Below are 13845 nucleotides of genomic sequence, written 5' to 3' on the forward strand. Positions count from 1 at the left end.
CTGATTGTCCTCCATGGGGAAGCTATTTGCCGAAAGTAGTTGCGAGCAGGCGGAGAACCAGCTAAGACGGTCGTATGGGTGCTTCCGGTGACTATCCTCCGCAGGCGTACGCGCCGTCTGGAGAGCTTTGGTGGCGGCTTGAGGTTGCTCCCGGCAAGTCGCGGAGGAGGTTTGGTGCGGAGCAGCGGATCGCGGCATGGCTGGCCTTCAATCGAAGAGAAGGTCAAATTTTTACCATGCGAGACCTGCGCGCAGCACTGGGCGAGGATGCTGAGCATTTGAATAGGCGTCTGCGGAAGCTGCGTGGTGATCACTGGCAGATCCTGTCGCAGAAGGACGATGGATCGCTCGCTCACGATGAATATCGAGTTGGAGAAGTAGGTTGGCATCCTGGATCAGGGAAACCGCGGCCGAGGCGCGCGGATGTTTCTGATCGCCTCCGTACTCAGGTCATCCGCCGTGACCAGTCGACGTGTCGCGTATGCGGTGTTGTTGCTACAGACCCGTACCCTGACGTCCCTGACCGGAGGGCTGTTATCACTGTTGGGCACCGGATACCGGGCAAACGCCTGGATCGCTCGGCGACCGCCGATGATTTGCAGGCAGAGTGCGAACGCTGCAACGGTTCGGTGCGTGATGAGGTGGCGGATCCTGAAACTCTCGCCGAGGTGCGTCCGGAAGTCCGCATGATGAAGAAGGCGGAGAAAGAAGAGCTCCTCGCTTGGCTGGAGAACGGTCGGACAACATCAAGTGTGCAGCGACTGTACTTGCGTGCTCGGCGGCTGGCCGAATCCGAGCGTGAAGTATTGATTGGGGATTTGCGTCTGATGACACAGTGACGATTACGTGCCTGTGCACGTTATATGAGTCGCTCGGGATTTCGTGAGGAAGTTACGTCGCTTGCGTCTGATACTCATCCGCAGAAGCTGTTCAGGAACCGGGCAAGCTCGTACGCCGCGGGCTCTTCTGCGATCTGATTGGCAGCTGCCCGGAGCCGAGCATAAGGTAGCTGAAGCGGCGGCGCGGACTGCCAGAAGGTGAGACCGCTCATCACGCAGTCGATGTTTCCGCCGCATCGGGCGTTTCTGCAGGGATAGGCGCCACATGTCGGCACCGCTTCCTCATTACGGTTGGGGTTGACCCTGCTCGAGTGGGCTTACCGAACCTCCCGCGCGAAGCTGGCGGAGCCGCTTTCGCGGCGGTGGGCGCACGTCCAGGGCGTGGCTGCGCGGGCGAGGGAAGTCGCCGAGGCTGTGGGTGAGGACGCCGAGTTGCTGGAAGCGGCGGCGGTGCTGCATGACGTCGGGTACGCGCCGGACCTCGCGGTGAGCGGGTTTCATCCGCTGGATGGTGCCCGGTACCTGGAGCAGGTCGGCGCGCCGGAGCGGCTCGTGCACCTGGTGGCTCATCACTCGTACGCGGCGCTGGAAGCCGACCTCCGAGGCCTAGCGGGCGAGCTCGCCGGCTACGACGACGAGTGCACGGTCACGCGGGATGCGCTCTGGTGCTGCGATCTGACGACCACTCCCGACGGCGAGCCGACGGAAGCGCGGGCGCGGATCGCTGAGATCGAAAAGCGTTATGGCCCAGGCCATCTCGTGACTACCTTCATCGCGGAGGCGTCGGGGGAGTTGCTGGCCGCGGTGGAACGCACCCGCGAGCGGGTCGGCTGACATTCGCAGGGGAGCGTCCACGTCCGGTTGGTTTCCGGCGGGGCGTGTGGAGCCTGACCGGCCTGCTGGTTCTGGTTTCGACGGGCATCGCCCTTCCGTGCGGCGCCGGAGGTATCCGCCCGGCGGATACCCGCCTTGACCGGCGGTACCCGGGCACCAGCCGTGGACGTTTGTCGAGCGGGAGGTGCCGATGGTGTTGCCGACGTCGCTGGTGGGCAGTTACGCGCAGCCGGAGTGGTTGATCGATCGGGCGCGGTTGGCCGATCGGTTCCCGCCTCGGGTGCGGGCCGAGGAGCTGTGGCGGGTCGATCCGGAGCATCTCGCGGCCGCGCAGGACGACGCGACGTTGCTGGCGATCCGGGTGCAGGAGCGGGCTGGGCTGGACATCATCACCGACGGCGAGGTCCGGCGGGAGTCGTACTCCAACCACTTCGCCACCGCGCTCGACGGGGTGGACGTGGACAACCCCGGAACCGCGCTGGATCGCAGCGGGCATCCCAATCCGGTGCCGCGCATCGCCGGGCCGATCCGCAGGCCGCGTCCGATCCAGGTCGAAGACGTGCGGTTCCTGCGGGCCAGCACCGACCGGACGATCAAGATGACCGTGCCCGGCCCGTTCACCATGTCGCAGCAGGCGCAGAACGACCACTACCCGGACGCCGAGTCCGCCGCGATGGATTACGCGTTGGTGGTCAACGCCGAGATCGCCGATCTGTTCGCTGCCGGCGCGGACATCGTGCAGGATCGACGAGCCCTACATGCAGGCCCGCCCGGACGCCGCCCGCGCTTACGGGCTGGCCGCGCTGAACACCGCGCTCGGCGGGATCACCGGGACGACCGCGGTGCACATCTGCTTCGGCTACGCGGCGATCATCCACGAACGCCCCAGCGGCTACTCGTTCCTTCCCGAGCTCGCCGACTGCCGCGTGCAGCAGGTTTCCATCGAGACCGCGCAGTCCGGGCTCGATCTCGGTGTGCTCGAAGACCTCGCGGGCAAGCACATCGTGCTCGGCGTCATCGATCTGTCCGCACCGGAGGTCGAGGCGCCCGAGCTGGTGGCCGAGCGCGCGCGGCGAGCCTTCGGCCACGTCTCGCCGGAGCGCATCACCTTGGCCACCGACTGCGGCATGAAGTACCTGCCGCGCGCCTCCGCCGAGGGCAAGCTGCACGCGATGGCCAAGGGGGCCGAGTTGCTGCGCCGCGAGCTGTGAAGGGTCAGGACATCAGCTTGCGGAGGAACTTGTTGCCGAAGCCGTAGCGGATCACGCCGTCGAGGTTGCGAACCGTGTCCTCGCCGTACGGGTACCAGATGCTCTCCTTCTTCGACGAGAACCGCGAGAGCAGGATCGGTTGCGGGTGGGTGAAACCGCGCAGCGAGCGCGTGCCGTTGACCTGGCCGACGCCGCTGTTCTTGCGCCCGCCGAACGGGGCCTCCGGCACGCCGTAGATGACCGCGGCGTCGTTGTGCATCACCGAACCCGTGGTCAGCCGGCCCGCGATGCGCTCGGCCTTGGCCTTGTCCCGGGTGAAGACGCTGCCGCCGAGGCCGTACTTGCAGTCGTTGGCCATGCGCACCGCCTCGTCCTCGTCGCGCACCCGCATCACCGTGGCGACCGGGCCGAAGGTCTCCTCGGTCATCAGGTCCATCTCGTGGGTGGCGTCGACGACGACCGTGGGCTGGAAGTAGAGGCCTTCGCCCTCGTCGCGGGAGCCGCCGACCAGGACCTCGGCGCCCTTGCTGCGCGCGTCCTCCACGTGCCGGGAGACCACGTCGACCTGCCGGTCGAAGAACAGCGGGCCCACGTCGGCGTTGTAGCGCAGTTCGGCGGCCTTCTCCTTGAGCCGGGCGATGAACTCGTCGGCGATGGAATCGACCACGTAGATCCGCTCGACGCTCAAGCAGACCTGGCCGGTGTTGAACATCGACAGGTAGGCGGCGCCCGCAGCGGCGCGCTCCACGTCGGCGTCGGAGCAGACGATCATCGCGTCCTTGCCGCCGAGTTCCAGGGTGTAGGGGGTGAGCTTGGCCGCGCAGGTGCCCGCGATCTTGCGGCCGGTCTCCACGCTGCCGGTGAAGGCGACCTTGTCCACCGCGCCGTCCACCAGCGCCGCGCCGGTCGACCCGTCGCCGTGCACCACCTGCACGACGTCGGTCGGCACACCGGCCTCGTGCAGGATCTTGACCGCCAGCTCGCCGGAGCGCGGCGTCACCTCGGACGGTTTGAGCACCACCGAGTTGCCCGCCAGCAGCGCCTGCACCGTCGGGTTCAGCGAGAGCACGAACGGCCCGTTCCACGGGGTGATCACACCGACCACGCCGAGCGGCTGATACCGGATGCGCAGCTTCTTCATCGGCAGCAGATATCCGTGCAGCCGGGGTTTCTCGGTGCGCAGGTCCTTCGGTGCGCGCTTGCACCAGAAGTTCAGGAAGTCGCAGGCCGGAAGCACCTCGATGGCCAGCGCTTCCACCCGCGGTTTGCCGGTTTCCGCGCGGACCTGCTCGACGATCTCCTCGCGGCGGTCGACCAGCACGTCGATCGCGCGGCGCAGGATCGCGGCGCGTTCGGCCACCGGTCGCGCGGCCCAGGACTCCTGCGCGGAGCGGGCTCGGGAGATGGCCGCGTCCACGTCGTCCTTGGTGCCGATGTCCAGGTCTTCGAGGTGTCGGCCGTCTTCGGGGCTGGTCAAGCGGAGGCGGCTGGAGTCGAGCGGCTGCACGATGGCCATATCCGGTTCCTTGGGTCGCCGAACGCGTTGTGCGGCAGTGAACTTCAGCGGTTGCCGCGACCTGTCATACAGAAATACTCTAGGTGTATGACGCGGCGGTGGCAATGGTCCGGCGCAAGACCACAGTGGATACTTGGGCCATGAAGCGACCGGCCTGGAACGGGGAGCCACCGCGCGACGGCGAGGAGGCCAAGGAGCGGATCATCGCGGCGGCCATGCGCTGCATCGATCGGCGTGGGGCCAAGACCAGCCTGTCGGAAGTGGCCACCGAGCTCGGCGTCATCCGGCAGACCGTGTACCGCTACTACCCGAGCACCGAGGAGCTGTTCAGCGCGGTCGGGTTCGCGGCGATCAACAGCTTCCTGGATCGCCTCGTCGAACACCTCGCGGGCATCTCGGACGCCGCTGAGCTGGTGGTCGAGTCGATGGCCTACACCATCGAGCAGGTCCCGAAGGATCCCTACCTCGGGCTGTTCCTCAACCTCGGGGAGGCCGACTCGTTCTCCCGAGGGGCCACCTCGGCCACCGTCTTCGACGCGTGCAGGTACGCCTTCGCGCGCACCGACGTCGACTGGGAGGCACTCGGCTACACCGGTGACGAGCTCACCGAACTCCTGGAGTTCCAGCTTCGGGTGCTGCTGTCGTTCGCCAACGACCCGCTGCCCGGTCGGGACGGTGCGCAGCTCCGCGCGTTCTTGTGGCGCTGGGTGACTCCTGCGGTGTGACGGTACCGCCAAGCCGTTGAAGTTGATATTGTCACCAGCCACTCGCCGTGAGCGGCGAGGCGGCCCGGAATGGCGGAGATTGCCGGGTTTCGCGGCTCTACAACCACATGTCCGGGCAACCTCGGGGGAAGATGATGGGGCAGCACGAGCCGAGGGCATCTGAGAGTCTCGAACCCTGGGCGATGCGTGACGGGGCGACGAAGATGCTCACCGCCGAGGACATGCGCGACTACGCGATCTACGCGTTGGACGCCGAAGGCAGGGTTTCCAGCTGGAACGACGGCGCCGCGGAGCTGAGCGGTTACTCCAGCGACGAAGTCGTGGGCAAGAGCTTCGCCATGTTCTACATCCCCGAGCAGATCGAGACCGGCTATCCGCATTGGGCGCTCGAGCAGGCCACCGAGGACGGTTTCTTCGTCGACCGGGGCTGGCGAGTGCGCAAGGACGGCAGCCGCTTCTGGGCGCACGTGGTGATCACCGCGCAACGCAGCCGCAGCGGTGACCTCGACGGGTTCATCAAGATCGTGCGCAACGAGAGCGCCGCCGAAGCCCGCAGGGAACGCAGCCAGCGCCGCTTCGCCGATCTCTTCGAGCTGACCCCCTCGGCGATCGCGCTGCTCGACGACGAGGGCAACTTCCTGGACGCCAACGGCGCGCTGTGCAGCATGCTCGGCTACCGGCTGCCCGAGCTGCGCGAGCGCACCGGTGAGGACGTGCTGCACCCCGCAGATCCCGGCGGAGCGCTGCTGGCCAGCACTCCGCTGTCGCCGATTCCGCACCGGGTGCTGCTGCGCTCCGACGGCGAACCGGTGCGCTGCCAGCTCTACAGCTCGGCCTCGGTCGGCGATGACGGTCGCCGGTCCTGGCTGGTGATCTTCCACGACGTGACCGCGCAGATCCGGCACGCCGAGCTGCTGCAGCACCAGGCCACCCACGACGACCTCACCGGTCTGCTCAACCGCCGCGGTTTCGAGGAGCGCCTGGACGAACTGCTCCCGCCCGAGAAACCCGGCCAGGTCGGCGTGCTGTTCTGCGACCTGAACAAGTTCAAACGGGTCAACGACGCGCTCGGGCACGAGGCGGGCGACCAGCTGCTGCGGGCCGTGGCGCGCAGGCTGCGCGAGCTTCCCGGCAACTGCGAACCGGCCCGGTTCTACGGCGACGAGTTCGCCGTCATCTGCACCGACCTCGACGGCCACGAGGAGCTCACGGCGCTCACGCGCAGGGTCGCGGACCTGTTCCGGATGAACGTGCCGCTGCGCGAACGCACCGTGCGGGTGTCCGCGTCGGTCGGCGCCACGTCCGCGGACGCCGACACCAAGATCTCCGATCTGCTGCGCTCGGCGGAAGCCGCGATGCACGACGACCGGATCAAGGGCTGCGGGCAGGTCGGCGTGCCGCAGGCCCCGGAGCGCTCCGACCGCGACCAACTGGCCCTCGAGGAGCATCTGCGCGAAGACATCGCCAACGACCGGGTGAATCTGCACTACCAGCCGGTGGTCACCAACGACGGCACGGTTTCCATCGCCGAAGCCCTGTTGCGCTGGCGGCATCCCGAACTGGGAGCGGTGCCGCCGAACATCGTGCTGGACGTGGCGGCCGAGGGCGGCATGCTCGCCGATCTGGACGCCTGCGTGCTGCGCACCGCGCTGCGGGAGGCCGCCGACTGGCCGACCTCCGGCGGAAAACCGGTGAAGGTGTCGGTGAACCTGTCCGGATTGCGCCCCGAAATGCCCGATTTCACCGACATCGTGCGCACCGCGATCGACGACACGGGCATCGCGGCCGACCGCGTCGTGCTGGAAATGGTGGAGACGGTGCTCGCGCAGCTGGGGCCCGAGCCGCGGCAGGCGATGACCTCGCTGGTCGACGAGGGCGTGCAGTTCGCCGTCGACGACTTCGGCACCGGGTACTCGTCGCTGGCGCGCATCAAGGAGATGCCCACCCAGATCATCAAGCTGGACCGCATGTTCGTCTCGGGTGTCGGTTCCGACTCCGATGACCTGGGCATCACCCGCGCCGTCACCGAGCTCGCCCGCACCCTCGGCCGCTACTGCATCGCCGAGGGCATCGAGACCAACCCGCAGCACCACCTGCTGCGCGCCGTCGGAGTCGACGCCTACCAGGGCTACCTGTTCACGCACCCGCTGCCCGCCGACGAGTTCCGCGCCTACGTCGAGCGGGCGAGCGAACTCGGAAACGGACGTTCGGCGGGAAAGCGGGTCCGCTGAGCGGGACGTGGGAAATCCCGCGGAACCGGTGAACCTCCCGCGGCGCCGCGCGTCTTTCAGGATGGAAAGGCGCGAGCCTTCACAGCGGAGGCACGGACGAGCCATGCCGATCGCAGGCGGCTCCCCGGCGCCCACTGGTGAGAGCTCCGTCTTCCCCCGAACCCGGGGGAACTGGGGAACTGGGGGTATGGGCGGTTGGCCGGCCGAGGCCAACCGCCCATTTTTCCGGCGGCTTGGCCGGGTGACAGTTTTGCCTATAACTGTCCGGATGTTTCGGGCTCAACCCCCGCACAGTTATAGGCAAAACTGTCACACCGGACGCGCGGGCGCTGGACGCGACCACCGCGGACCGTGGCGCTGACTCTCAGCGAACGCCCCATGAGCCTGGGTTAGGGTGCCGCCACCGTGCGTGATCGGAGGGTTCCGGGTGGGTTGGTTCGAGGCCGTCGTGCTGGGGCTGGTGCAGGGACTTACCGAGTTCCTGCCGATCTCCTCCAGCGCGCACGTTCGCATCGTGGCGGCGTTCGCCGGGTGGGACGACCCGGGAGCGGCGTTCACCGCCGTGATCCAGATCGGCACCGAGCTCGCGATCGTCGCCTACTTCGCGAAGAAGATCGGCTCGATCCTGCGGAACTGGTTCCGGTCGCTCTACGACGCCGAATACCGCAGCCATCCCGATGCCAGGATGGGGTGGCTGATCATCGTGGGCACGCTTCCGGTGGTCGTGCTCGGCCTCCTCTTCGAGGAAGCGATCGATTCCGCTTTCCGCGACCTGCGGCTCACCGCCATCGTGCTGATCGGCTTCGGCCTGCTGCTGGGATGGGCCGACCGCAGCGGCAGGAAGGAACGCACCCTCAACGACCTGAACGTTCCGCACGGCCTCGCCTACGGTCTGGCGCAGTCGCTCGCCCTCATCCCGGGCGTTTCCCGCTCGGGCGGCACGACCACGGCCGGTCTCGCGATGGGCTATCGGCGCGCGGACGCCGCCGAGTACTCGTTCCTGCTGGCAGCCCCGGCGGTGTTCGGATCGGGGCTGTACAAGCTGACCGACATCGGCGACGGGAACGCCCCGGCCTGGGCCCCGACTCTCGTGGCCACCGTGGTGTCGTTCGCGATCGGATACGCCGTCGTCGCCTGGCTCATGGCCTACATCAAGCGCGGCACCTTCGTGCCGTTCGTCGTCTACCGCGTCGTCCTCGGCCTGCTGATCCTCGCGCTGGTGTTCACCGGCGTCCTCGACCCGGCTGCAGGACCGAGCACGTAACCGAACCCGCTGGGTGAGCGGGGAGGCCGGAAGGCGACCGGGAGCGCTCGTGAGGGCAGGTGCAGGTGTCGTTCACGTGAGCGATTTCGTAGGTGATGGGACCGCTTTTCTCGGGGTGAGCGTCAGGGCGCTGCCGGATGGCGGGGCGGTGTTGCGCGGCGATACTGCTGGCATGGCTCGGTTGAAGGATGTGTCGTGGCCGCTGGCCCTGGCGCTGGGCGCGTTCGCCTTGGTGCGACCGTTGCTTTCGATGGCCGGGGTCATGGACGACCTGGGCAGGCCGGTGGCTCCGCTCGTGGCAACCGCGGTGATCTCAGCGGTGTGGATCGTGGCCGTGGGGGTTTCGCGAGGTCGGCATCCGGTGCTCACGCTCGTGGCAGCGGGGCTGGTCTACGGCGTGCTCGCCGTGGTGATGAGCGCGGTCGGCTCCTTGCTGCTGACGGGGCAGCTGCAAGGGCCCTTGACCACGCCGTGGGGTGTCGGCGTGGTCGCCACTCTGGTGGTCAACGCTGTCTGGGGCGCGGTGACCGGAGTCCTCGCCGCGTGGTTGCAGCGGGCTCTCAATCGACGCCCGATGCCGCACTGAAGCGTCTCGTTTCGCGGTGCGCCAGGACCTGGACGATGCGGTGCTCGGGCTCGCGATCGCGTGGCTCGACGGTGATCAGGCGAACCCTTCCGGGCGCTGTCTCTCAGCGCTTCCAAAGCGGTCTCAAAGCGCGATGAGCGGCACCCCGTCGACCGAGCTCCGGCCACCATGAACGGGCCGCAAGGTCACGACCATGGGTCCACAACCGGTAGGGCCATCAGCGCAGGTAGACGTGGTCGCAGGTTCGAACCCCTCCCCGGGGCGCACTTGTTGATCAATTACACATGCCGATGGGTGGATCTACCCATCGGCATGGGTGAGCGGTTGGGAGTGCTGACCGATGTGGGGTGCGGCACGCCATACCTAGCGTCAACGGCATGACCACACAGCACATCGAGACCCTGATCATCGGCGCCGGCCAGGCCGGCCTGTCCACCGCCTACCACCTGAAGCAGCGCGACCGCGATTGCCTGATCGTCGACGGGCTCGACCGGATCGGCGACAACTGGCGGCGGAACTACGACAGCCTCACTCTGTTCACCCCGGCGCGGGCCAACAGCCTGGACGGCATGCCGTTCCCGGGCGACCCGTGGGCGTTCCCGAGCAAGGACGAGTTCGCCGCGTACCTGGAGCTGTACGCCGTCGAGCACGACCTCCCGGTGCGGATGCGGACCCGGGTCGACCGGCTGACCGCGCGCGAGGGCGGCGGGTTCACCGCCACTCTGGGGAGCGAGAAGATCACCTGCGAAAACGTCGTCGTGGCCACCGGAACCTTCGGCCGTGCGCCGCAGGTCCCGGCTTTCGCCGGCGAGGTCGATCCCCGGATCCGGCAGATCCACTCCGGTGAGTACCGCCGGCCCACCCAGCTGCCCGACGGGCCGGCGTTGGTCGTCGGGGCTTCCCACAGCGGGCTGGACATCGCCTACGAACTGGCAGAGACGCGTTCCACCACCCTGGTCGGACCCGTCCGCGGGAACGTTCCGCTCGAGTGGGGCTCGTGGCGATTCCGCATGATGTTCCCGGCCATCGAGTTCGCCTTCCGCCACGTACTCACCCGGCGTACGCCGATGGGACGCAAGACGATGCGGCAGGTCCGCCACCACGGTGTCCCGCAGCTGCGCGTCAAGCGCCACCACCTCGCCGCACGGGGCGCGGAGTGGATCACCGAGCATGTCGTGGGCGTTGCCGAGGGACTGCCGTGCCTCGATGACGGGCGCACATTCGACGTCGCGAGCATCGTCTGGGCCACCGGATTCCGGCAGGCCTACGACTGGATCGACCTCCCTCTGCCGATCGAGGACGGCTGGCCGGTGGAATACCGCGGCATCGTCGACTCGGTACCGGGCTTCTACTTCTGCGGCCTGGCCTTCCAGTACTGCTTCGCCTCGGGCGAGGTCAACGGAGTGGGCCGCGACGCGGCGTACCTCGCCGACCGGATCGTGGCCCGGACGGGCGCCAGTGCCTCAGTTGCCGCCTGACGACGCCTGCTAGGTACGAAGGAGCTGACGACAACTGCCACACCCACCAGCCGACCAACAACGAACGAGAACCCTTGGGTCAAAGGCAGAGCGCTGGTCGTCGCCGCCGGCCCGGTGCCAGAGCCCGACCGGCTCGGTCGGGCTCTGGCCGGTGCGATCGGGAGCGTCCTGTTGGCCGTGCTCCTCCGCATGGAGTTCGCCGCGGTCGCGGCGCATGAGACAGGAGCCGACCTCGCGGCGCCCCTGACCGCTTCTGGAGTCGTGGTTCGTGCCGATTCTCGCCGGTGCGGTGCGGTGCGGTGCGGTGCGGTGCGGTGCCGTTCCTGTTCGCGGTCGCCGTCGCTCGCACGACGCGTTTCGCCCGCAGCCTCACGGACATCATCGCCGGCGCCCCGGTGGTCTTCGGACTCCCGGGTGGTCCCGGTCGGGTCGTGCAGTCCACGTGCGGTCGGCGGCGACATGCTGGCACTGCTGCCATTGGCCGTGGCTATCGGCGCCGCGCGGCTGCGCACCTCACGCACGCAGGACTAACCTCGAGTCGAGGTGGTCTGCGATGGGCTTGGTCGACGATCTGCACCAGGCACGGGAAGCCTACGAGCGCCGCGAGTGGGTGGCTGCGTACCGCGCGCTGTCGGACCTGGACGACACCCACTTGCGGGCGGATGACTTCGCCGCCCTGGCGGTCACCGCGTTCCTGCTGGGCCGCCCCAACGACTGCGTCCAGGCGTGGCAGCGCGCCTACCAGGCCGAGCTCGAGGACGGCAACATCCTGGGAGCCGTCCGAGCGGCGTACTGGCTGGCGCTGGCCTTGTGGCAGGGCGGGGAGGCCGCCATCGGCAGCGGCTGGCTGGCCCGGGGCGAGCGACTGCTCGAGAGCGTCGAGGGGGATGTGGTGGAGCGCGGTTACCTGCTCGAACGGGCCACGTTCGGGAAGATCGCCGAGGGCGAGTTCGCACAAGCAATTGCCACCGCGCCGAGGGTGACCGAGTACGGCCGGCGCTTCGGCGACCCCGACCTGACCGCCATTGGCCTGCACACCGAGGGCCGGCTGACCATCTTCTCGGGAGAGGTCGCCGCCGGGCTGCGCCTCCTCGACGAGTCGATGGTGTCGATTCTGGCCGGGGAGGTCTCTCCCATCCTCTCCGGGATCATCTACTGCTCGTCGGTCGAAGCCTGCCAGCAGATCTCCGACTTCGGCCGGATGAGCGAGTGGACCCACGCGCTGACCGTCTGGTGCGAGAGCCAGCCCGGCCTGGTGGCGTTCACCGGCCAGTGCGCGGTCCACCGCGGCCAGTTGATGCGGCTGCACGGCGCCTACCAGGACGCGATCAGCGAGCTCGAGAACGCGGCTGGACGGTACGCCGCGGCCGGGGGCAGCCCCGCGGTCGGACAGGCCCATTACGAGTGCGGCGAAGCGCTGCGCATCAGCGGCGAGCACGACGCGGCCGAGGCCGCCTACGCGGAAGCTGCCGGCTACGGGCACCCGGCCCAGCCCGGCCGGGCGCTGCTGTGGCTAGCTCGTGGCCGGCCCGATGCGGCGTCGGCCGCGATCCACCGCCTGCTGGTCGAGGTGCGGGATCCGGTGCACCGCTCACAAGTGCTGCCGGCAGCCGTCGACGTGCTGGCCGACGTGGGTGAGGTCGAAGACGCCGCGTCCTTGGCCGACGAGCTCCGCGGGTTCGGATCGGCCTTCGGTTGCACCGCGCTCCGAGCGGCCGGCGAGTACGCGACCGCATCGGTCGCCGTCGCCGCCGGTGACGCCGAGGACGCGCTCGCGGCCGCTCGGAGCGCTGCTGACGGCTGGTCCCGGTTGTCCGCACCGTACGAGGTGGCCCGGTGCCGCGTGCTGATCGGACGAGCGCTGCGCCTCCTCGGTGACGCGGACTCGGCGGCCGCCGATCTCGACGAGGCTCGGCGGGCGTTCGCGAGCCTCGGTGCCGCACCGGCCGAGCACGATGTCGCCAAGCTCCTGGGGGATGCGCGGGCGCCCGGCGGCTTGAGTCCGCGCGAGGTCGAGGTGTTGCGGCTCGTCGCCGCGGGCAACAGCAATCCCGAGATCGCGGCGGCGCTGGTGCTGTCGGAGAAGACGGTCGCCCGGCATCTGTCGAACATCTTCGCCAAGCTCGACGTCGGGTCCCGGACCGCGGCCGCGGCGTTCGCGTTCGAGCACCACCTGAGCTGAGGATGATCTAGGCCGTGCTTGGGAAGTTGGTTCTGGTGCGGGCGCGCAGCCGGACATCGATTGTGGCGACGTGCGCGGTGGCTCCGTAGCGCGGGCAGAGCTTGTCGTAGCGGTTGGCAACCGCGCGGTGGTGTTTGAGCAGGTCGATGCCGCGTTCCACGGCGTGGTGCTGCCGGTAGAGGTCGGGGTCGAACGCGGGCGTCCACCGGCCTTGGCCCTTCGCCGCACGATGAGCCTGCTGGTCGGTCTTGATCGGGATCGTGGTTCGGTTCTGGCGGCGACGTGGGTAGTCATGGTGGCCCCGCCCGGAGCAGGCCTTGTCCGCCACCACTGGTCTGGACGGGTCCGCGCATGCCCGGGCCCGCACCGGGCGATGCGGATGCCCTCCAGCACCGGCACGAACTGCGGACTGTCCCCGAGTTGGCCTGTGGTGAGCACGACCGGCAGTGGCTCGCGGCCCGGCTCGCAGGCCAGATGAATCTTCGTGGCCAGCCCGTCCGGGAGCGCTCCAGCGCATGATCGGCCCGTTCGCCGGATGGCTCAACCTGCCGAACCGGGCAACGCCTGGCACCGGCAGCATGCTGATGAGCCCAGTTGATCGTCGAGTCCACGGACACCTGCCACGTGATCAACCCGGCCGCATCCGCGAATGCCCGCAACAGCGCCACGATCCGCGGCCGAGCCCGGTGACGCTGCCGCCGCCGGGACAGGCCATATACCGACTGCCAGTGCCCGTAGTGCTCAGGCACATCCCGCCACGGGGCACCCACTGGGGACCGACCTCTTGGAAATGGCTGAAGTTCTGCACACGTGGAGGACAACGAGGACATGGAAAGAGGCTTCGCCCCTGAATCGCCCGTAGGTGCCGGCTGTTTGCGGCCGAGGATGGCGGACAGTGACTGACAGAACAGCCCGCCGTCCACCGTCGTTCCAGGTCATAGCTGGTTATCCATGGCCAAGAGAAGCGCCCCCGGCAGGA

General features: G+C 68.4%; 11 protein-coding genes and 1 pseudogene. 10 read left to right on the plus strand and 2 right to left on the minus strand.

The annotated features are described in order from the left end of the window. The first annotated feature begins 74 nt into the window (after nucleotides 1-74). The 4 genes and pseudogenes from ABD289_RS06515 (at nucleotide 75) to ABD289_RS06530 (ending at nucleotide 2884) form a co-directional block, all read left to right on the plus strand. A complete protein-coding gene (locus ABD289_RS06515) occupies nucleotides 75-839 on the plus strand; it encodes a hypothetical protein (RefSeq protein ID WP_344127664.1) in 765 nt (254 codons plus the stop codon). A 297-nt stretch (nucleotides 840-1136) separates the two neighbouring features. Then, a complete protein-coding gene (locus ABD289_RS06520) occupies nucleotides 1137-1673 on the plus strand; it encodes an HD domain-containing protein (protein ID WP_344127666.1) in 537 nt (178 codons plus the stop codon). Between the two features lie 190 nt (nucleotides 1674-1863). Then, nucleotides 1864-2394, plus strand: a pseudogene (locus ABD289_RS06525) (5-methyltetrahydropteroyltriglutamate--homocysteine methyltransferase); the annotation flags it as partial. Nucleotides 2395-2431: 37 nt separating this feature from the next. Then, the gene (locus ABD289_RS06530; RefSeq protein WP_344127668.1) at nucleotides 2432-2884 is read left to right on the plus strand and encodes a uroporphyrinogen decarboxylase/cobalamine-independent methonine synthase family protein; all 453 of its coding nucleotides are present in this window, start codon (nucleotides 2432-2434) and stop codon (nucleotides 2882-2884) included. A gap of 4 nt (nucleotides 2885-2888) precedes the next feature. On the opposite strand, the gene ABD289_RS06535 is transcribed toward ABD289_RS06530, so the two are convergent. Further along, nucleotides 2889-4400 (minus strand): aldehyde dehydrogenase family protein, encoded by a 1512-nt coding sequence (locus ABD289_RS06535; RefSeq protein WP_344127670.1) that lies wholly within the window; start codon nucleotides 4398-4400, stop codon nucleotides 2889-2891. 140 nt (nucleotides 4401-4540) lie between these two features. Here ABD289_RS06535 and ABD289_RS06540 point away from each other — a divergent pair, with 140 nt between their 5' ends. From ABD289_RS06540 to ABD289_RS06565, 6 genes are all read left to right on the plus strand, one after another. Beyond that, complete coding sequence (locus tag ABD289_RS06540) at nucleotides 4541-5125, plus strand: TetR/AcrR family transcriptional regulator (RefSeq protein WP_344127672.1); 585 nt, start codon at nucleotides 4541-4543, stop codon at nucleotides 5123-5125. A 182-nt stretch (nucleotides 5126-5307) separates the two neighbouring features. After that, nucleotides 5308-7356: a putative bifunctional diguanylate cyclase/phosphodiesterase gene (locus ABD289_RS06545; RefSeq protein ID WP_344127674.1), complete on the plus strand. Its 2049-nt coding sequence runs from the start codon at nucleotides 5308-5310 to the stop codon at nucleotides 7354-7356. A 427-nt stretch (nucleotides 7357-7783) separates the two neighbouring features. Continuing rightward, on the plus strand, nucleotides 7784-8620 hold the full coding sequence (locus tag ABD289_RS06550) for an undecaprenyl-diphosphate phosphatase (protein WP_344127676.1): 837 nt from the start codon (nucleotides 7784-7786) through the stop codon (nucleotides 8618-8620). Nucleotides 8621-8792: 172 nt separating this feature from the next. Beyond that, nucleotides 8793-9206 (plus strand): hypothetical protein, encoded by a 414-nt coding sequence (locus tag ABD289_RS06555; protein ID WP_344127679.1) that lies wholly within the window; start codon nucleotides 8793-8795, stop codon nucleotides 9204-9206. 377 nt (nucleotides 9207-9583) lie between these two features. Beyond that, nucleotides 9584-10684, plus strand: a complete 1101-nt coding sequence (locus ABD289_RS06560; RefSeq protein ID WP_344127681.1) for a flavin-containing monooxygenase — start codon at nucleotides 9584-9586, stop codon at nucleotides 10682-10684. A gap of 553 nt (nucleotides 10685-11237) precedes the next feature. Then, a complete protein-coding gene (locus ABD289_RS06565) occupies nucleotides 11238-12866 on the plus strand; it encodes a helix-turn-helix transcriptional regulator (protein WP_344127683.1) in 1629 nt (542 codons plus the stop codon). A gap of 7 nt (nucleotides 12867-12873) precedes the next feature. On the opposite strand, the gene ABD289_RS06570 is transcribed toward ABD289_RS06565, so the two are convergent. Further along, nucleotides 12874-13194 (minus strand): hypothetical protein, encoded by a 321-nt coding sequence (locus ABD289_RS06570; protein ID WP_344127685.1) that lies wholly within the window; start codon nucleotides 13192-13194, stop codon nucleotides 12874-12876. Nucleotides 13195-13845: the final 651 nt, after the last annotated feature.

It is taken from the genome of Saccharopolyspora halophila, assembly GCF_039531955.1.
In the GTDB taxonomy this organism is placed as follows: Bacteria; Actinomycetota; Actinomycetes; order Mycobacteriales; family Pseudonocardiaceae; genus Saccharopolyspora; species Saccharopolyspora halophila.

Coding starts and splice junctions, on each gene's coding strand:
- ABD289_RS06515 (WP_344127664.1), top strand. CDS start 75: ATGGGTGCTTCCGGTGACTATCCTCCGCAGGCGTACGCGCCGTCTGGA.
- ABD289_RS06530 (WP_344127668.1), top strand. CDS start 2,432: ATGCAGGCCCGCCCGGACGCCGCCCGCGCTTACGGGCTGGCCGCGCTG.
- ABD289_RS06535 (WP_344127670.1), bottom strand. CDS start 4,400: ATGGCCATCGTGCAGCCGCTCGACTCCAGCCGCCTCCGCTTGACCAGC.
- ABD289_RS06540 (WP_344127672.1), top strand. CDS start 4,541: ATGAAGCGACCGGCCTGGAACGGGGAGCCACCGCGCGACGGCGAGGAG.
- ABD289_RS06545 (WP_344127674.1), top strand. CDS start 5,308: ATGCGTGACGGGGCGACGAAGATGCTCACCGCCGAGGACATGCGCGAC.
- ABD289_RS06555 (WP_344127679.1), top strand. CDS start 8,793: ATGGCTCGGTTGAAGGATGTGTCGTGGCCGCTGGCCCTGGCGCTGGGC.
- ABD289_RS06560 (WP_344127681.1), top strand. CDS start 9,584: ATGACCACACAGCACATCGAGACCCTGATCATCGGCGCCGGCCAGGCC.
- ABD289_RS06565 (WP_344127683.1), top strand. CDS start 11,238: ATGGGCTTGGTCGACGATCTGCACCAGGCACGGGAAGCCTACGAGCGC.